Source organism: Thermoanaerobaculia bacterium (assembly GCA_018057705.1).
GTDB lineage: Bacteria > Acidobacteriota > Thermoanaerobaculia > Multivoradales > JAGPDF01 > JAGPDF01.
Genome location: JAGPDF010000018.1, coordinates 59,086 through 76,514 on the forward strand (window position 1 = coordinate 59,086; position 17,429 = coordinate 76,514).

Annotated in this window: 14 protein-coding genes; 3 read left to right on the plus strand and 11 right to left on the minus strand. The window is 68.2% G+C overall.

All coding sequences use genetic code 11. The features are described 5' to 3' along the window. The 8 genes from KBI44_08270 to KBI44_08305 form a co-directional block, all read right to left on the minus strand. Positions 1-1,111, minus strand: a 1,111-nt coding sequence (locus KBI44_08270; protein MBP9144463.1) for an NAD(P)-binding protein, incomplete at its 3' end; no start/stop codon positions are given. A gap of 45 nt (positions 1,112-1,156) precedes the next feature. Continuing rightward, entirely contained in the window at positions 1,157-2,719 is a 1,563-nt protein-coding gene (locus KBI44_08275) for an NCS2 family permease (protein ID MBP9144464.1), read from the minus strand. Positions 2,720-2,753: 34 nt separating this feature from the next. Further along, positions 2,754-5,180, minus strand: a complete 2,427-nt coding sequence (locus tag KBI44_08280) for a PD40 domain-containing protein (protein ID MBP9144465.1) — start codon at positions 5,178-5,180, stop codon at positions 2,754-2,756. A 137-nt stretch (positions 5,181-5,317) separates the two neighbouring features. Continuing rightward, positions 5,318-5,620, minus strand: coding sequence for a type II toxin-antitoxin system RelE/ParE family toxin (locus tag KBI44_08285; protein ID MBP9144466.1), 303 nt, complete (start codon positions 5,618-5,620; stop codon positions 5,318-5,320). A gap of 3 nt (positions 5,621-5,623) precedes the next feature. Beyond that, a complete protein-coding gene (locus KBI44_08290; GenBank protein MBP9144467.1) occupies positions 5,624-5,842 on the minus strand; it encodes a hypothetical protein in 219 nt (72 codons plus the stop codon). Positions 5,843-5,871: 29 nt separating this feature from the next. Continuing rightward, the gene (locus KBI44_08295; GenBank protein MBP9144468.1) at positions 5,872-6,930 is read right to left on the minus strand and encodes an erythromycin esterase family protein; all 1,059 of its coding nucleotides are present in this window, start codon (positions 6,928-6,930) and stop codon (positions 5,872-5,874) included. Between the two features lie 324 nt (positions 6,931-7,254). After that, positions 7,255-7,983, minus strand: coding sequence for a CoA-transferase subunit beta (locus KBI44_08300; protein ID MBP9144469.1), 729 nt, complete (start codon positions 7,981-7,983; stop codon positions 7,255-7,257). Positions 7,984-8,020: 37 nt separating this feature from the next. Continuing rightward, complete coding sequence (locus KBI44_08305) at positions 8,021-8,914, minus strand: CoA transferase subunit A (GenBank protein MBP9144470.1); 894 nt, start codon at positions 8,912-8,914, stop codon at positions 8,021-8,023. Positions 8,915-9,384: 470 nt separating this feature from the next. On the opposite strand from KBI44_08305, the gene KBI44_08310 reads away from it, so the two are divergent. Further along, positions 9,385-11,154: a thiamine pyrophosphate-binding protein gene (locus tag KBI44_08310; protein ID MBP9144471.1), complete on the plus strand. Its 1,770-nt coding sequence runs from the start codon at positions 9,385-9,387 to the stop codon at positions 11,152-11,154. 10 nt (positions 11,155-11,164) lie between these two features. Here the strand turns inward: KBI44_08310 and KBI44_08315 are convergent, their stop codons facing one another. Next, positions 11,165-12,067: a DMT family transporter gene (locus tag KBI44_08315; protein MBP9144472.1), complete on the minus strand. Its 903-nt coding sequence runs from the start codon at positions 12,065-12,067 to the stop codon at positions 11,165-11,167. A gap of 35 nt (positions 12,068-12,102) precedes the next feature. Here KBI44_08315 and KBI44_08320 point away from each other — a divergent pair, with 35 nt between their 5' ends. Continuing rightward, positions 12,103-12,852 carry a rhomboid family intramembrane serine protease gene (locus KBI44_08320; protein ID MBP9144473.1) on the plus strand — a complete coding sequence of 250 codons (750 nt, stop codon included), beginning with the start codon at positions 12,103-12,105 and terminating at the stop codon, positions 12,850-12,852. 16 nt (positions 12,853-12,868) lie between these two features. Here KBI44_08320 and cax read toward each other — a convergent pair whose 3' ends face one another. Together cax and KBI44_08330 are read right to left on the minus strand one after the other, a co-directional pair. Beyond that, the gene (gene cax, locus KBI44_08325) at positions 12,869-13,972 is read right to left on the minus strand and encodes a calcium/proton exchanger (GenBank protein MBP9144474.1); all 1,104 of its coding nucleotides are present in this window, start codon (positions 13,970-13,972) and stop codon (positions 12,869-12,871) included. Between the two features lie 44 nt (positions 13,973-14,016). Next, entirely contained in the window at positions 14,017-14,979 is a 963-nt protein-coding gene (locus KBI44_08330) for a pyridoxal-phosphate dependent enzyme (protein MBP9144475.1), read from the minus strand. 342 nt (positions 14,980-15,321) lie between these two features. Here KBI44_08330 and KBI44_08335 point away from each other — a divergent pair. After that, a partial coding sequence (locus KBI44_08335; protein ID MBP9144476.1) for a S9 family peptidase occupies positions 15,322-17,429 on the plus strand: 2,108 nt, incomplete at its 3' end.

A 17,429-nucleotide genomic window follows, 5' to 3' on the forward strand; every position in this document is an offset into this window, starting at 1 on the left:
CGCTGCGCAGGCGTTCGAAGGTCTCCAACGCGAGCAGCATGGCCTCGTCGCTGTTCATGTAGCGATAGGTCGCCATGCGGCCAGTGAAGTAGACGTTGCGCTCGCGCTCCTCGCGTTGCGCGAGCTCACGGTAGCGCTCGTAGAGCGCCCGGCTCTCGGGGCCCGGGACCGGATAGTAAGGCTCGCCTTCGGCGCGCGGGTACTCGAAGGTCACCACCGTCGCCGGGTGCCGCTGGCCGGTGACATGTTTGATCTCGACGGTGCGGGTATGGGCCCTGCGGTCCGGGAAATTGATCTGCACGCAAGGTTGGCTGAGCTCGACGTCGCGGGCGACATGTTCGAAATGGAGCGAACGCCACGGTAGCCTGCCGAAGCGATGGTCGAAATACTCGTCGAGGGGCCCGCAGTAGACCGTGGCCCGGGGCGGCGGCAGACTCCGGCGCAGGTCGTCGAAGTCCGTTCCGAGCTTCACCTGGATGCGCGGGTGGTCGAGCATCCGGCGGAACATCTCCGTGTAGCCTCGCGCCGGCATCCTCTGGAACGGAGCGTCGCTGTAGCGGTGATCGCGGTCGAGGCGCACGGGAATCCGCCCACACACGGAAGGATCGAGCTCGCGCGGGTGCCGCCCCCACTGTTTGATGGTGTAGTCGAGATAGAACGCCTCGTAGAGCTCCCTGCCGACACGCGACAACACGTACTCCTCGGAGTTGGCGGGCGCTGCGATCGGCAACGCCTTGGCCTCGAGGAGCGCTGCGGCCGACGACGGCGTCAGCTCTCGACCGAAGAACTTCTCCAGCGTCGTCAGGTTGATCGGAAAGGGATAGTGCTCGCCGCGCCACTCGCAGACGACCCGATAGTCGGCGGCCAGCCAGTCCGTGAAGCGCGAGAGGTAAGCAACCAGGCTCGCGCTGCCGGTGCGGAAGTAGTGCGGGCCGTACTCGTGGATCAGGACGCCGCTCGAATGAAGGCGATCGAAGCAGTTTCCGGCGAGATGCTGCCGCCGGTCGATCACCAGGACCTCGAGCCCGAGGAGCTCCGCGGCGCGCTCCGCGACGACGCAGCCGCTCGGTCCGGCACCGACGACGAGCAGATCGTGGCTGGCGCGGTTCAAGATCGACGTTCTCCGGATCGGGATGCGCCCGGCTCGGCCTGCTGTTCAGGCGTGAGGCGCTTCTTCCTCCACCGTGAGCCAGCGCGCCGCAAGGAAGAGGGTGGCCATGATCGCATAGCCGCCTGCCCAGGGCCAGGCCGGAGTGAGAGAGACGACGGTGTCGCCCGCCACGAAACGATAGGAGTGCAGCAGGCCCACGGCAGAGAGCGCCGCGGCGATGGCGCACCAGAGCGCGGCGAGGGCGAAGCGTCGCTCGATGATCGCGACGGTCGCGGCGGAGAGGATCATCGCCGTCAGGATGAACCCCTGGTCTAGGGCGAAGGCGCCGTGGACCCAGGTGTCGGAGCCCAGGAAGGCTGCGATCAGCTGTTCGCCGAAGGGCGGTCCCCCCGGCATACCGACGCCGGCGGCGCGCAACCCGTTCTTCAACTGCAACGCCCCCCAGGCGGCGACGCCGGGCAGGAGGCCCACGACGACCGCCGGCGCGTGCGCCCGCGGCGTCGCCTGGAAGGCTTGCGCAGTGATCACGATGCCGATCCAGAGGACGATCGCCATACCGGCGTCGATCGGTACGGCCCAGGCGACCCAGGCGAGCGTGCCGGAGAAGCAGAGCAGGGTGAAGAAGCCGGCGTTCAGGATCGAATAGCCGGCCCGCGCCCCCATCGCCTTCCATCCCGGGTGGCCGATGTAGATCGTGGTCGGAAAACACGAACCGAAGAGCGCCGCGGCGAGCGTCCCGAGGCCGTTCGCCGCGAGCGCCGGCCGGGTCGGGAAGGAGTCCCCGGCGGCCTCCGCCGATTCGATGTTCTGCAGCGATCCGATGACGTTGAACAGGCCCATCGGCAGGACGACCGAGAGGTAGACCAGCCAGTTCCCCTGAAGGGCCGCGAAGAGCTCGGCGAAGACCGGGATCGGCGGATGGAAGGCGACCGAGCCCTGCGGCAGCGCGCCGACCGGCGCGAGGCCGGTGAACCAGGCGAGCGCGGTGCCGATCCCGACGGCGACGAGGCCTCCGGGCAGGCCGCCCTTGAACCGAACCCTGCCGAAGTAGACCAGCATCACGACGCCCAGGGTGGTCAGCCCGACGATCGGCCGGGCGTAGGTCCGGAAAAGGAAGCCGAGCGCGATGAAGGTGAGGGCGATGCCGGCCAGCGTCGAGAGCAGCGCGGCGCGCGGCGTCGACTTTCGGATCCGCTCGGCGACCAACGATCCGGCGAGCTCGAGGATCCCCGATCCGACGCAGGCGACGAGCCCGGCCTGCCACGCGACGGTGGCTGGATCGGCCGCGCCGGCGGCCTCGGCAGCGAGCTTCGCCGGCAGCATGACGAGAAAGACGTAGGCGAAGAGGGAGACGGTGTTGATTCCGTAGGGGAGCGCGCAGACGTCGGTCCGCCCGGTGCGCTTCGCCAGGAGGAGGGCCTGCCGGGCATAGTAGAGGTTGCCCACCAGCAGCGAGACCGCCGCGCCGGGCAGGATGCGGCCATAGACCAGCTCGGCCGGAAATCCGAGCACGCCCCGGCAGAGGGCGTCGATCACCAACAACTGGACGAGGTTGTCGATCGCCAGGCCGAAAAAACCGTCGACGTCCCCGCGGGTCATCCATCTCATGCCCGGTGCTCCAGGTCGCACGGCGATCGGACGGTCAGAAGGGCGAGGGGCCGCAATAGGTCAGATTGGTATCGATGTCGAGGTTGGTCGGGAAGTCCACGGCCAGGTCGTTCTGCTGGCTGTAGACGATTCCGGTCCAGGTGTCGGTGATCGTCAGGCTGGCCGCGACGTTGGTGAGGCCGGCGATCGAGACCCAGGTGGTGCCGTTGAAGCTGCAGGCGTCGACCAGCTTGAAGAGCATCTCGTAGTTGTTGGCGTTGAAGAACCAGGCGTAGCCCGAACCTTCGTTCTTCTTGATCAGGTGGGCGTATCCGCTGCCGCCGCTGAAATCGCTCCAGGTCCCCTGCACTCGGAAGCGTCCTCCCCGAAGGCAGATGACGCGGTCTCCGTCCGGTACGCAGGGGGAGATGAGGGCGGGATCCACGCGCTCGATGAGCTCCGGGATTCCCGGCGCGGGGAGGGCGGTCGCGGTGTCGATCGTCTCCGCGGCCGGGCCGGAGCCGTCGCAGCGGAAGATCGTGTCGATGTCGAGGTGGCCGTTCGAGTTGTAGCCCAGCGGGTTGCGGTAGGTCAGGGTCTGCAGGGTCTCGGTGTTGCGGATGACGAGCTCCATCTCGACGTTCGAGAGGGCGCGCCAGAAGACCCAGTAGTTGCCGGTGCTGGCGCAGCCGTCGATGATCTTGGCGATGAGCTCGTTGCTCTGGGCGTTGAAGAACCAGAAGTCGCCGGATTCGTTCGAGAGCTGGGTCGCTCTGCCGGAGCCGGAGCGGTCCTGGAAGTCGCGCCAGGTCACGGTGACCTTGAACTTGTCGTTCTGCAGGCAGAGGGTCGTGTCGTCGGGAGTGCAGGCATCGGGCGTGTCGATGTAGGGCTCGCCCGAAAGGTAGAGCTCGATCTGGTCGTTCGTCCCTTCGTCGGCCGCGTAGAGGACGTCGTAGCTCGACTCCGGCGAGATCTCGAAGACGGGGGTCTGCACGAACTTCAGCACGACGTCGCCGCCCACCGGGAGCGGACCGCTGACGTTCTCGACCGCGCCGCCGGCGATCGGGGCGCGCAGCAGCTCGTCGACGAGGTCGGCGTCCTGGTCGGCGCCGTAGACCACCCAGGCGCTGTTCGGGCTGATCCGGAAGGCCTGAACGTCGCCGCCGGAGGCGAGCGTGCGGTTGAGCTTCACGCCGCTGCCGCCGCCGATCGGGACGCTCCAGAGCTCGTTCAGGGTGTCCGTGGCCTGGTCGGCGAGGTAGACGACGCGGGTGCTGTTCGGGGTGACGAGGTGGTCCAGTACATCTCCTCCGGCGACCAGTGTGCCGTTGAGCCGGATCGGCGTGCCGCCGGCGATCGGCACGCTCCAGAGGTCGATCACGTCGTTCACGTCCTCGTCGGAGCGATAGATCACCCGGCTGCCGTCGGGGCTGATCGAAAAGGCCGGCTCGACGTCCTCGGTGGCGTGCAGGCTGCCGTTCAGGCGCACGACGGTGCCGCCGGCCACCGGGACGCTGAAGAGCTCGAAGGTCTGGGCCGCGGTGGTCGCGGCGCGGAAGACGACGCGCGTGCTGTCGCCGCTCACGAGGAAGCTCGGATCGACGGAGTAGCCCGCGGCGAGCCCGGTGCTCACCTTCACGAGATCGGAGCCGTCGAGGGCGGCGCTGAAGAGGTCGTAGGTCTCGTCGATCGCGACGTCGGCGAGGAAGAACGCCCGGTTGCTGTCGGGAGAGATCTGGAAATAGACCAGCACCGCGGCCGTCGAAAGGAATCCGCCGTTCAGGCGGATCTCTTCGCCGCCGGTCATCGGGACGCTGTAGATCTGCCAGCTGTTCGTCGTGTTGCGGCCGGACCGGTAAACGACGGTATCGCCGTCCGGGCTGATCTGAAAGCCGTCGATGTCGCTGTCGAAGGAGAGGGTCGGGTTCAACTTCACGGAGGACCCGCCGGGTCCGGTGATCGGGACGCTGTAGAGGTCGTACTGGGTCCATACGTCGGCATCGGCGTAGTAGACGACACGGTCGCCAGTCGGGGAGATGCGGAATCCGATGACGTCGCGGTCGGCGGCGAGGGTGAGACTCAGTTTGGTCACGGCACCCCCGCCGATCGGAACGCTGTAGAGCTCGGTCTTGCCCGGCGTCTCCTGGTCGACTGCATAGACGACGCGCAAGCTGTCGGGGCTGATGGCGAAAGTCATGAACTGCCCCTGCCCAAGGGCCAGCGGGTCCGAGAGGCGAACCGGTGCGGCGCCGCCCGCGACCCGGACGCTCCAGAGGTCGAAGCCGCCATCGGTCACCGCATCCTGCCGGTAGACCGCGAACCTACCGTTCGGACTGAACTGGGGCCGCGTCGTGGTGAAGCTGATGTCGCTGAACGGCATGCCGGCGCTCAGCTGCGTCGAGGTGGCGCCGGCCGGCGCCGCCGCCGTGCCGAGCGCGAGGAGGACGAGCATCGCTGATGTCGGGAGGTACCTGGGCATTTCGACTGCCTTTCCATGGATGCCGCTGCCATCATTGCGGGCCGGGACCCGTCGTTCCCTGAAGATAGCGGACCGAGGGCCCTGCGGAAAGGGCCTTCCGACCCGGGAGGCTCGAGCTCGAAAGGGGGTGGGTGGGTCTACAGTGGCGGAGCGACTCCGCGACTCGTGTGCCACAAGCCAAGGACATGGACGGTACTGTCCAGTGCGATTCGGTAGTAGAGGTGGTACCCGATCCGGTACAAGAGGATGCGCCGGACAGGGTCCAAGTCTGGATCCAGTGCCGGAGATCCGACCCTGGGCTGCGAAGTGATCAGAAGGAACGCTCTTTCGAGCTCGGTTCGGATCAGGTGGGGTGCTGCTGACCGGTTCGCAACCCACCAGGCATTCGCATCTCGAATCTGTTTCTTGGCCTCGGGGGTGACGCGTAGTCCGCGTTCCACGCCCTAGCGATCGAGCTCGTCGAGGAGCTCCAGACCGTCCGAGAGCTCACCGCGGTCCGCCTGAGCCAGGGAGATCCGAAGCCGCGCCTGCTCCTCCGCCGAGAGGTGGAAGCCGGTCTCCTCACCGTCGGGAACCAGGACCATCAACGTGGCCCCTTCCTTCGCGGCGCCTTCCGGCAGCTCCAACCGCCCATCCACCACCTCGGCACTGAGAACTTTCATAGCGGCATTCTACGCCCTTGCAGAGGAGGCTACGGCGCGGGGGCGGCAGCGGCGGCGTCCAGTACCGGCAGGTAGAGGAATCCATCGGCGACCTCTCCCCAGGGAGCCCGCCGAGGCAACAGGCCGAAGACCAATGTGACGAAATCGCCCGGTTTCCCGAAGGCAGCTCTCCATGCGCGGAGATTCACCCACCCGGCCGGAAGCCCTCGAGTCTGGAGCTCGGCTTCGAGGACATCGCGGCGATCGGCCGGCACGCAGTGCTCGCGCTCGCCGCTCTTCCACACGTACTCGCCCGAGGTCGTCATCAGGGAGAAGAGGCGATCGCCCAGGCTCTCGGCAAGGTACTGGCCCATCGGGCGTTCGCCCGGGTTCGCGAGCTCGTCGCCGTCACGGACCTCGGCGAGCGTCCGCGCGTTGTGCAGGTTGGCAGCCCAGACGATGATCTTCTCCCCGGGAAGGTGTGCCCGCAGCCACGAGACATTGTCGGCCATGGCGCGATCGCGGATCAGCGGGATTTCCGGATCGTCCGGGTTGCCCCATCGGTACCGAGCCAACGCATCCACATGGATGAAGACCTGTTGCCAGAACTCGTCCTCCGGGCTCGCGGGCCAGGCCGGGAGGCTCGCCAAACAGCGCTTGGAGCTTTGGAGCACAGCCAGAAGTGGCGCTAGCTGGGCACGCTGTTGCGCGGTCGCCGCTTCTCTGAGATCCGCAAGCTCCACCAGGGAGAGGCGGGTCGTCTCACTCCAGGACGATGAGCAGTCACTTGCCGCAAGGTAGGCCATCGCCTCGGAGACGAAGCGCAGCGTCTTCTCGGGAGTGCCGCCGTTGATGAAAGCGGGATCGACTCCGGCGAGACGCAGGGGTTTGTCGCCTTTCATCTCCGTTGCGAGGTAACGAAAGAGCGGCGCTCCGTGCCGCTTCGACCACCCGCCGTGGACGCCGTTCGCAAGCACCGCAGTCGGATCCGCAGCAACCTGCGCATCCTCCCAGGCCCGCGCGGTGCCGTAGAAGGAGGCCTCGTAGGCAAGGATGCTGAATCCCATCTTGGCGTGCAGGAACCTGACCAGACGGGCGCGAGCGGACACGCCCGTGTCCGATCCGTGTCTGGCCTCGCCAAGAAGGACGACCTCGACCCCGGCGAGCGCTCTCCCGAGGCTCTCCAGATCGGAGAAATCCGTATCCTCCGGATCGATGCTGCGAATGGGGCTGAAATGGTCGGCAGCCTTCGATGCCCTGCTGACGCTCGGCGGACTCGAAGCGCAACCTGCGATTGCCAGTCCCATTCCGCCCACCAGGACCAACAAGGGACGCAACGGTGTCGCGGAGTATTTCCTTTGCCGAGCTTCTTTCATCTCGTCGCCCCAGGCCTCTGTCTCAGGAAGTTCCTACGAGATGGGACCCCGCTGCGTTTACAGATACAGCCGCTTGGGGTCGAGGTCGTGGCGGAGGAGGTGGAGCTCTTCGGGGGTGGGCGGGGGGGTGGTGGCGAGGTCGGGGGCGACTTTGGGATCCCAGCCGAGGTTTTCGCGGACGTGGTCGAGGGTGACGCCGGGGTGGAGGCTCGTGACGCGCATCTCGCCGGCGTCGAAGTCGTAGAGCGCGAGGTCGGTGATGACGCGCTGGGGGCCGGCGCCGCGCATGCCGAGCTGCGCCCGGGCGTCGCCGCCGGTGAGGTGTCCGGGGCTGGTGACGAAGTCGATCTTCGCCGGGAAGCTCTTCTTCGACTGCGCGGCGATACAGAGCACCCGTCGGGCGTTGATGGCGATCTCGCAGGCGCCGCCGCTGCCGGGCAGTCGCACCTTCGGATGCTCGTAGTCGCCGATCACCGTGGTGTTGAGATTTCCCCAGCGGTCGATCTGCGCGCCCTGCAGGAAGCCGACATCGATCTTGCCGCCCTGCAGGTAGTTGTAGAAGATCTCCGACATCGAGGCGACCGCGATCGAGTTGGTGACCAGCGCCGGGTCGCCGATCGACACCGGGATGCGCTCGGGGACGGCGCCCACCGCGCCTGACTCGTAGATCAGCACCAGATTCGGCGCGTGCAGCCGGCGGGCGAGATTGCAGGCGAGGTTGGGCAGGCCGATGCCGACGAAGACCACCTCGCCGTCGCGGAGCTCGCGCGCCGCCGCGGAGACCATGAGCTCGCTGGGTGTGAAATCGCTCAGGGCCGCGGCCTCAGTAGCCATAGTTCACCGGAGCCGAGAACTGCTCACGGGCCGTGAGGCGAGTGAGCCGTTCGCCCATCCGCCTTACGTACTCCGCGCGATCGGCGACCCCAAAGACCCATTCGTCGAGCCAGGCATCGAGCTTCGCGGCGTCCTGCGAGATCTCCCGCCAGGCGACGTAGAAGTCGTTGTCGCGGTCGTAGTACCCCTGCGCGAAGGACGGGTGGCATCCCCACGGCTCGTGGACGACGGCCGAGACGATGAAGCCGGGCAGGAGCGTCCGGTTGGGATCGGCGCGGACGACCGCCTCGTCGACGATCTCCTCGGCGACGACGATCACCTTCGAGGCCGCGAAGGCGGCCTCCTTCTGCACTCCGAGGAGGCCCCAGACCTGGCAGTTGCCGGTGCAATCGGCGCGCTGGACGTGGATGATCGCGACATCCGGATTGAGTGCCGGAACTGTCGCGAGCCGCTCACCGGTGTAGGGGCATTCGACCTCGCGGATGCGCTCGTTCACCCGCGGCAGGTCGCTGCCGGTGAAGGTGCGGAGCGGCAGGAACGGGAGTCGGGCGGCGCCCGCCTGGAAACGGGCCACCATGCCGAAGTGCGAATACTCCTCGAGCTCGAGCGGCTGTGGCAGCCCCTGCTCGACCGCCCGGCGCAGGGCGTAGAGGGGACCGGCGCCGGGGTTGCCGGCCCACGAGAAGACGAGCTTCTTCGCGCAGCCGGCGGCGATCATCTGCTCGTAGACCAGGTCGGGAGTCAGGCGGCAGAGCGTCAGGTCGCGCCGGCGCTGGCGGATGATCTCGTGCGCCGCGGCGAACGAGATCAGGTGCGTGAAGCCCTCGATGACGACCACCTCGCCGTCGGCGACGAAGCGCCGCACGGCGTCTGCCATCGACATCAGCTTCGCGGCACCGCCAGGCGCGGCTGCGGGTTCGCTCAAGACAGGCTCCAGGAAAAAGAAAGGCTTCAGAAAAGGGAAAAGCCTCAGCAAAGAGACAATCTTCAGTAAGAGTCAGAGACCCCAGTAAGAGACGAAAGCTCCAGTAAAGGAGAAAAGCTCCAGTAAAGGAGTGGTGTCCGAAGCGCCTGCGAGTCTAGCAGTCGGCTCCGCATTTCGAAGCGGCCGGTTGGTTCGGCTCTTGCTCCCGCGCCGCGGCCGGGACAGACGCAGCGAGCTCGCGGCGTGGGCTCCATCTGCACGTTCCTTTACCGGTCCTTTTCTTTTCGCGGACACGCGCCAAGGGCGCCCCGGGTCTGCGCTCCCGCTCCGGAGGCGCCAGAGGAGAGTTCGTTCGCCGGCGCAACGGGAGTTGCGCGCGGACGCGCGCGGGTTGCCGTGGGCGGGGGGCTGTGCGAGTCTTCGAAGCCATGAGCCATGGCGGAGATCGCATCGCGGAGGTACTGCAGAGGCAGGGGGTGAAGACGCTCTTCACGCTCTGCGGGGGCCACATTTCGCCGATCCTGGTGGGCGCCAAGGCGCTCGGGATCCGGGTGGTCGACACGCGTCACGAGGTCGACGCGGTCTTCGCCGCCGACGCGACCGCCCGCCTCACCGGCGTGCCGGGCGTCGCCGCGGTCACCGCCGGACCGGGCCTCACCAACACCATCACGGCGGTCAAGAACGCCCAGATGGCGCAGTCGCCGGTGGTCATTCTGGGGGGCGCGACTGCCACCGTGCTCAAGGGGCGCGGCTCGCTGCAGGACATCGACCAGCAGGCGCTCATGGCGCCGCACGTCAAGTGGCAGGGGAGCGCGCGCCGGGTCCGGGAGCTCGCGCCGCTCCTCGAGACGGCCTTTGCCGCGGCGCGCGAGGGCGTCCCGGGCCCGGTCTTCCTCGAGTGTCCGGTGGATCTCCTGTATCCGGAGGCGACGGCGCGCGAGTGGTACGGCGTGCTTCCGAAACCGCCGCAGCCGGGTGAGCGCAAGCCCGCCTTCGGCAAGCGCCTGGAGCGCTGGTACCTCTCCCGTCACCTCGACCGCTGCTTCGACCGGGCCGAGGAGCGCTGCGAACCCGCGCCGCTGCCGGCGCCTCCGGCGCCGCGCGCAGGGGGGGTGCGCCGCGCCGCCCGGGCCCTGGCGCGCGCCGACCGGCCGCTCCTCCTCGTCGGTTCGCAGGCCATGCTGCACGCGCTCTCCGCAGCCGAGCTCCAGCGGGCGATCGAGCAGCTCGGTCTGCCGGTCTATCTGTCCGGCATGGCCCGCGGGCTCCTGGGTGCCGCGCATCCGCTGCTGAAGCGGCACAAACGCCGCGAGGCGCTGCGCGAGGCCGACTGCGTCGTTCTGGCTGGCGTGCCGTCCGACTTCCGGCTCGACTACGGCCGCCACGTCGGCCGCAAGGCGACGCTGATCGCCGCCAATCGTAGCGCCGACGATCTCGAGAAGAACCGCCGGCCGCAGATCGGCGCCGAGGCCGATCCGGCGCTATTTCTCGCCGAGCTGGCGGAGGTCGGTGCCGGCCTGCATGCGCGCTGGCGGGAATGGGGCGAGCAGTTGGCGGTCCGCGACGCGGAGCGCGAGCAGGAGATCGCCGCCCAGGCCGCGGTCGAGCCGGCCCCGGCCGAGAGCGGCGTCACCGGCCTCAACCCGCTGCACCTCTTGCGCGGGCTCGACGAGTTTCTCGACGACGATGCCGTGCTGGTCGCCGACGGCGGCGACTTCGTCGGTACGGCGTCGTACATCGTGCGGGCGCGCTCGCCCTTCGGCTGGCTCGATCCGGGCGTCTTCGGCACGCTCGGCGTCGGCGGCGGCTTCGCGCTCGGCGCCAAGGTCGCGCGGCCCGAATCGGAGGTCTGGATCCTCTACGGCGACGGCTCGGTCGCCTACAGCCTGATGGAGTTCGACACCTTCGTCCGCCATGGCGTGCCGGTGATCGCGCTGGTCGGCAACGACGCCTCGTGGGCACAGATCGCGCGCGATCAGATCGCCGTGCTGGGCGACGACGTCGGAACCGTCCTGGCCTCGACCGACTACCACTTCGCGGCGGAGGCGCTCGGCGGCAAGGGGCTCTCGATCGACCATCCCGACGAGATCGTCCCGGCTTTCGCTCAGGCGCGGGTCTGGGCCCGGGCCGGCCATCCCGTGCTGCTCAACGCCCGGCTGGCGCGATCCGAGTTCCGCAAGGGCTCGATCTCCCTGTGAGAAGTTCGGGCTAGTCGGGGATCGGCGGCGACGCCTGCGCTGCCGGCCGCTCGCCGCGCTGCAGCAGCACCTGGGCGGCCAGCGCGACGATCATGATCGCGCCGCCGGCCGAGGCCAGCGCGCTGGGTCGCTCGCCGGCGGTGAGCCAGGTCCACAGCGGATTGAGCACCGGCTCGAGCAGGACCAGCAGCGAGACTTCGAGCGCCGGCAGGCGCTTCAGCCCTTTGGAGAAGAGCCAGTAGGCGAGGCCGATCTGGACCACGCCGAGATAGAGGATCGATGCGATGTCCGCGGTCCGGACCGCCACGACCGGCAGGGCGAAAGGCAAGGCGACGAGGAAGGCGAGCCCGTTGCCCAGCACCGTCGCCGGCAGCGAGCGTTCGTCGCCCGCCGGAGAGTCGCGCGACAGCCGGCGCATCGTGATCATCAGCAGCGCGTAGAACAGCCCCGACGCGAGCGCGAGGAGATTGCCGAGCTCCGGACGCGGCGCCGTCGCCACCGGGTCGCGGGAGCCGAGAAAGACCAGCGCGAGCCCGACCGCCGCCAGCCCGACCGCCGGCAGATCGGCGCGCCGGATCTTCTCCTTGAGCAGCATCGGCGCGAGCAGGAGGATCCAGATCGGAGCGGTCGACTGCAGGAAGATCGCCGCGGCCGAGGTCGTGAGCTTGGTCGCGAGGACGAAACAGACGAGAGTGCCGGCATAGGCGAAAGCCGCCGGCAGGAGATCCCAACCGAAGCCCTTGCGGGCCGCCGGCAGCAGGAGCCAGAGCGCCAGTGCCGCCACGGCCGAGCGGAAGCCGGCGACCTGGAAGGCGGTGAGCGCCGTGCCCTTGATCGCCGCACCGCCGGTGGAGAAGAGGGCTGCGGCGGCGAGAATGAACCAGCGGCTGCGCGCGAGGGTCAGAGTTTCCATCTCGCGGATGCTATCTTCGCGCGCGGCCCATTCCCATGTTTCCCCTCCGAGATGGCATCCCCAGCCGCCGACTTCCGATCGTCACGCTGGGTCTGATTGCAGCCAACGTCGCGGTCTTTCTCTATCAATTGACCCTGGCGGAGGACGGCCTCAGGACCCTCTTCTATCTCTTCGGCGTCGTCCCGGCGCGGCTCAGCGACCCGGCCTGGGCGGCGGACGTCGGCTACGCCAGTCCGGGCTGGTTCTCATTCCTCTCGAGCACCTTTCTCCACGGCGGCTTCCTGCACCTGGCCTTCAACATGTGGACGCTGTGGATCTTCGGCGACAACGTCGAAGACCGGCTGGGGCGGGTGCGGTTCGCCGTCTTCTATCTCGCCAGCGGAGTCGCCGCTGGCGTCGTGCAGTGGGGGACGGATCCGGCCTCGACGGTGCCGACGATCGGAGCGTCCGGGGCGATCGCCGGCGTGCTGGGGGCGTATCTGCTGCTCTACCCGCACGCCCGGATCCTCACCCTGATCCCGATCGTCTTCTATCCGCTCTTCGTCCACATTCCTGCCATGGCCTATCTCGGGATCTGGTTTCTGCTGCAGCTCGGAAGCGGCATTCAGGCCTTCGGGCAGGCCGCGGGGGAGGCCGGCGGGATCGCCTGGTGGGCGCACGTCGGCGGTTTTCTCGCCGGACTCGTCCTGGTGAAGGTGCTGCTGCCGCCGGAAGCGGAGCAGCTACCCGGCCCGGCGCGGCATTTCCTCTATCCGGTGCCGCCGGCGCGCGGCCACTGGCGCTGAGCTGCGCGACCTGCGGCTACTGTGGCGTCGGCGCCGGCAGGGCGCCGGTGGAGTCCAGGACCTCCGGCAGTGAGAAGAAGATCAGCGCCAGAATGAGATAGACGGCGAGGAGCTGCACCCCTTCGAGCCAGTGGCTCTCGCCGTCGCTCGCGATCTGGCTGGTGATGGCGACGGCGACCACGATGGCGATGACCTCCGCCGGCGTGAAGACGAGGTCCATCGGCGCCGGTCCGAGCCAGTAGCTGGCGAAGACCAGGACAGGGGCGACAAAGAGCGCGATCTGGATGCTCGAGCCGATGGCGATGCCGAGGGCCAGGTCCATCCGGTTCTTGCGCGCCACCAGAATCGCCGTCGAGTGCTCGGCGGCGTTGCCGATGATCGCCACCACGATGACGCCGACGAAGACGCTGGTCATGCCGAACGAGTGCGCCGCCTCGGCGATCGAGCCGACCATGATCTCCGAGATCCAGGCGATCATCGCGGTCGCCCCGCTGAGCACGCCGATCGACTTGGCGAGCGACCACTTGACATGCCCGTTGCCTTCGACCTCGGCCGCCTCGGCCGCGGTGCCGATGAAGAGCTGCTTGTGGGTGTGCAGCGAGAAGAGCAGAGAGAGGCCGTAGCAGACGATCAGGACAATGGCGATCTCGAGCGAGAGGTTGCGCTCGACGCTGACCATCGGATGCACCAGGTAATGAAACGAGGCCGGCATGACGAGCGCGATCGCCGCGAGCGTGAGCATCGTCGACATCATGCGCGCGCCGGCGGCATTGAACTTGAGATCCTTGTGCTTGAGTCCGCCGGCGAGGCAGGAGGCTCCCAGAACGAGCAGGAGATTGCCGAGGATCGAGCCGGTGAGCGATGCCTTGACGATGCCGTAGTAGCCCTCCTTGAGAGCCACCAGCGCGATGATCAGCTCGGCGGCATTGCCGAAGGTGGCGTTCAGGAGGCCTCCGACTCCCTCGCTCGTGCGCTCGGCCAGGTGCTCGGTCGCCTTGCCCAGCCAGCCGGCGAGCGGCAGGATCGCGAGGCACGAGCAGATGAAGATCGCGACGTGCGATCTCGAATGAGTGAATTCGAGCGCCAGCACGGCCGGAACGAAGGCGAGCAGCCAGCTCAGGGAAGGACGGAAAGGGCTTCTCCTGGCGGCCGGCGTCGCTGGGGTCACGAAGGCGCTCCGGAGAGAATGTCGAGATAGACCTGCGGGTCGACGTTGCCGCCCGAGACCACGCAGCAGACGCGCTGGCCGCGGAAGCGCCCGGGGGCGGTGAGGACGGCGCCGGTCGAGAGCGCGCCGGTCGGTTCGGACTTGACGTTGGCGAGCGCCGAGAGCAGCCGCACGCCCTCGCGGATCTCGCCCTCGTCCACTTCGACGATTCCGGTGAGACCGTTCTGGAGGATCGCCCAGTTGTGCGCCCCGAGCGCCAGGGTGCGCGCGCCGTCGGCGATCGTCGAGCCTTCGATCTCGTAGCGCACGATGCGGCCGGCGCGCAGCGACTGGGCGCCGTCGTTGGCGAGCAGCGGCTCGGCGCCCCAGACGGCGGCCTCGTAGCCGGCCTCGCGCAACCCCTGCACCATCCCCGCCGTCAGACCGCCGCCGCCGAGCGGCACGATCACGGCGTCGAACGGGCGGCCGGCGCGCGCGACCGCGGCGAGCTCGTGGGCGAGCGAAGCATTGCCGCCGATCACGAGGGGATCGTCGTAAGCGCTCCCGAGATAGGCGTCGGGATGTTGGGCGAAGACTTCGGCGACCTTGGCCGCCCGGGTCTCGTGCCGGGTGTCGACGAAGACGACCTCGCCACCGAACTGACGCACCGCCTCGACCTTCACCTTCGCCGAGGCCGCCGGCATGACGATGATCGCCCGCTTGCCCGCGAGCTGGGCGGCGCGCGCCAGGGCCTGGCCGAAGTTGCCCGAGGAGGCGGCGATGAGGGTCTCGTTCGGGACATTCGCCGCGACGTTGGCCGCGGCGCGGAACTTGAAGCTGCCGGTCTGCTGGAACGTCTCGACGGCGAGGAAGAGGTCGACCCCGAGCCGAGCCGCGAGGCGCGGCGCTTCGACGATCGTCGTCGGGCGGGGAGTGAGGGCCGGGTTCCGGCCGCTCGCGGCAGCTGTGTCGTGGGCCATGGGGGCTCATTCTATCGAGCAGCAGGAAAGGAAATACCTGTTTCGAGATGACTCCGACGGGCGGGCCTGATGGCCGCGGCGCGAAAGGCTGCTGGCAAAGGGGGTGGGTGCGGTTCGCCCGTGGCGAGGACCGGAAGTCCGCTGCAGGCGGTGCGCGAGAAGATGCAGGTAAAGGGGGTGGTCGCGCTGTCGCGGAAGCGGGCTCGTGGCGCCAGCGCGCCTCGGAGCGCTACCTGCAGATGATGCCTGGGCGGCGCCTGCGGTACGATCGCAGGGCGGGCGGCACGGCCTGCCCGCTTTCGATCCCCTGCTTGAGGCTGAGCCCGATCTGGAGACCTTCCCATGAGACCCGAGCGCCTGAGACAAGTCCTTTTTTCCTTTACCGGTCTTTTCGCTTTTGTGATCGCGGCAGCGCTGCCGGTGGCCGCTTCCGCGGCTGCGGCGGCGGCCGAGCCGCATCCGTTCACGGTGCACGATCTGCTGGCGATGCAGCGGATCTCCGATCCGCAGGTCTCGCCCGACGGCACGCAGGTGCTCTTCACCCTGCGCACCACCGACCTCGACGCCAACGCCGGCCGCAACGACCTCTGGCTGGTCGGCGCCGACGGCAGCGGGCTGCGCCAGATCACCACCCACAAGGCGGGCGATTTCAATGGCCGCTGGGCGTCGGACGGACGCGCGATCTACTTCCTTTCGACCCGCTCCGGCTCGTCCCAGGTCTTCAAGCTCGCCTTCGACGGCGGCGAGGCCGTACAGGTGACCGACCTGCCGGTGGACGTCTCGAACCTCGAGCTCTCGCCCGACGGCAGTCACCTCGGCTTCAGTCTCGAGGTCTTTCCGGCCTGCGGCGCCGATCTGGATTGCACCAAGAAGCGGCTCGACGAGAACGATGCCCGCAAGGCGTCGGGCAAGATCTACGACAGCCTGTTCATCCGCCACTGGGACACCTGGGCCGATGGGCGGCGCAACCACCTGTTCGTCTTGCCTTCTTCTGGGCCGGCCATGGCGACGACCGCGGTCGACCTGATGCCCGGCTTCGACGCCGATGCGCCCTCGAAGCCGTTCGGCGGGTCGGAGGAGTACACCTTCACCCCCGATGGCAAGGGGATCGTCTACTCGGCCCGGAACGTCGGCCGCGAGGAGGCCTGGTCGACGAACTTCGATCTCTTCTTCTCGCCGATCGACGGCAAGGCTGCGCCGCGGAAGCTCACCACCAACCCGGCCTGGGACACGCAGCCGGTCTTCTCGCCGGATGGCAAGCAGCTCGTCTACATGAAGATGGCGCGGCCCGGCTTCGAGGCCGACCGCTTCGTGTTGGTGGTGCGCGACGGAATGGACGGCGCCGATCGCGTGCTGACCCAGGGATGGGACCGCTCGCCGGAGGAGATCACCTGGTCGGCCGACGGCAAGACGATCTACGTCGCGGCACAGGATGTCGGCCAGAAGGCGATCTTCGCCATCGATGCAGCCACCGGTGCTCCGCGATCGATCATCGGCGCCGGCACCAACGGCTCGATCGGCCTCGCCGCCGGCGGCCGGCTGGTCTACAGCAAGAACCACCTGAAGTCGCCGGCCGAGCTCTGGACGGCGAACGCCGACGGCAGCAACGAGAAGCGAATCACGAAGATCAACGACGAGCGCGTCGCGGCGGTGAAGCTCGGCGAGCCCGAGCAGATGAGCTTTCGCGGCGCCGGCGGCGACATGGTTTTCGCCTACATCGTGAAGCCGGTCGATTTCGATCCGGCGAAGAAGTACCCGGTCGCCTTCCTCATCCATGGCGGGCCGCAGGGCTCGTTCGGCAACGACTTCCATTACCGCTGGAATCCGCAGACCTACGCGGCGCGCGGGTATGCGGCGGTGATGGTCGACTTCCACGGTTCCACCGGCTACGGCCAGGCGTTCACCGACGCCATTCGCGGCGACTGGGGCGGCAAACCGCTCGAGGACCTGAAGAAGGGGCTCGACGCGGCCCTCGCGGCCTATCCGTGGATGGACGGTGAGCGCGTCGGCGCCCTCGGCGCCTCCTACGGCGGCTACATGGTGAACTGGATCGCCGGCGCCTGGCCGGACCGCTTCAAGGCTCTGGTCTCGCACGACGGCAACCTCGACGAGCGCTTCGCCTACTACGCCACCGAGGAGCTCTGGTTCCCCGAGTGGGAGCACGGCGGCACGCCGTGGGAGAACCCGGCCGGCTACGCCAAGCACAACCCGGTCGATCTGGTGAAGAACTGGAAGACGCCGGTGCTGGTCGTGCACGGCGCGCTCGACTACCGCGTCGTCGACACTGGCGGCATCGCGACCTTCACCGCCGCGCAGCGCAAGGGCATCCCCTCGAAGCTGCTCTATTTCCCGGACGAGAACCACTGGGTCTTGAAGCCCCACAACTCGATCCTCTGGCACGACACCGTGCTCGACTGGCTGGATCAGTGGGTGAAGGGCGAGAAGAAGTA

What these genes read in the sequence shown, in the direction of transcription:
- KBI44_08275 (MBP9144464.1), bottom strand. Translation starts at nt 2,719, where the DNA reads ATGAGATGGATGACCCGCGGGGACGTCGACGGTTTTTTCGGCCTGGCG.
- KBI44_08305 (MBP9144470.1), bottom strand. Translation starts at nt 8,914, where the DNA reads ATGTCGATGGCAGACGCCGTGCGGCGCTTCGTCGCCGACGGCGAGGTG.
- KBI44_08320 (MBP9144473.1), top strand. Translation starts at nt 12,103, where the DNA reads ATGTTTCCCCTCCGAGATGGCATCCCCAGCCGCCGACTTCCGATCGTC.
- KBI44_08290 (MBP9144467.1), bottom strand. Translation starts at nt 5,842, where the DNA reads ATGAAAGTTCTCAGTGCCGAGGTGGTGGATGGGCGGTTGGAGCTGCCG.
- KBI44_08330 (MBP9144475.1), bottom strand. Translation starts at nt 14,979, where the DNA reads ATGGCCCACGACACAGCTGCCGCGAGCGGCCGGAACCCGGCCCTCACT.
- KBI44_08310 (MBP9144471.1), top strand. Translation starts at nt 9,385, where the DNA reads ATGAGCCATGGCGGAGATCGCATCGCGGAGGTACTGCAGAGGCAGGGG.
- KBI44_08315 (MBP9144472.1), bottom strand. Translation starts at nt 12,067, where the DNA reads ATGGAAACTCTGACCCTCGCGCGCAGCCGCTGGTTCATTCTCGCCGCC.
- KBI44_08280 (MBP9144465.1), bottom strand. Translation starts at nt 5,180, where the DNA reads ATGCCCAGGTACCTCCCGACATCAGCGATGCTCGTCCTCCTCGCGCTC.
- KBI44_08300 (MBP9144469.1), bottom strand. Translation starts at nt 7,983, where the DNA reads ATGGTCTCCGCGGCGGCGCGCGAGCTCCGCGACGGCGAGGTGGTCTTC.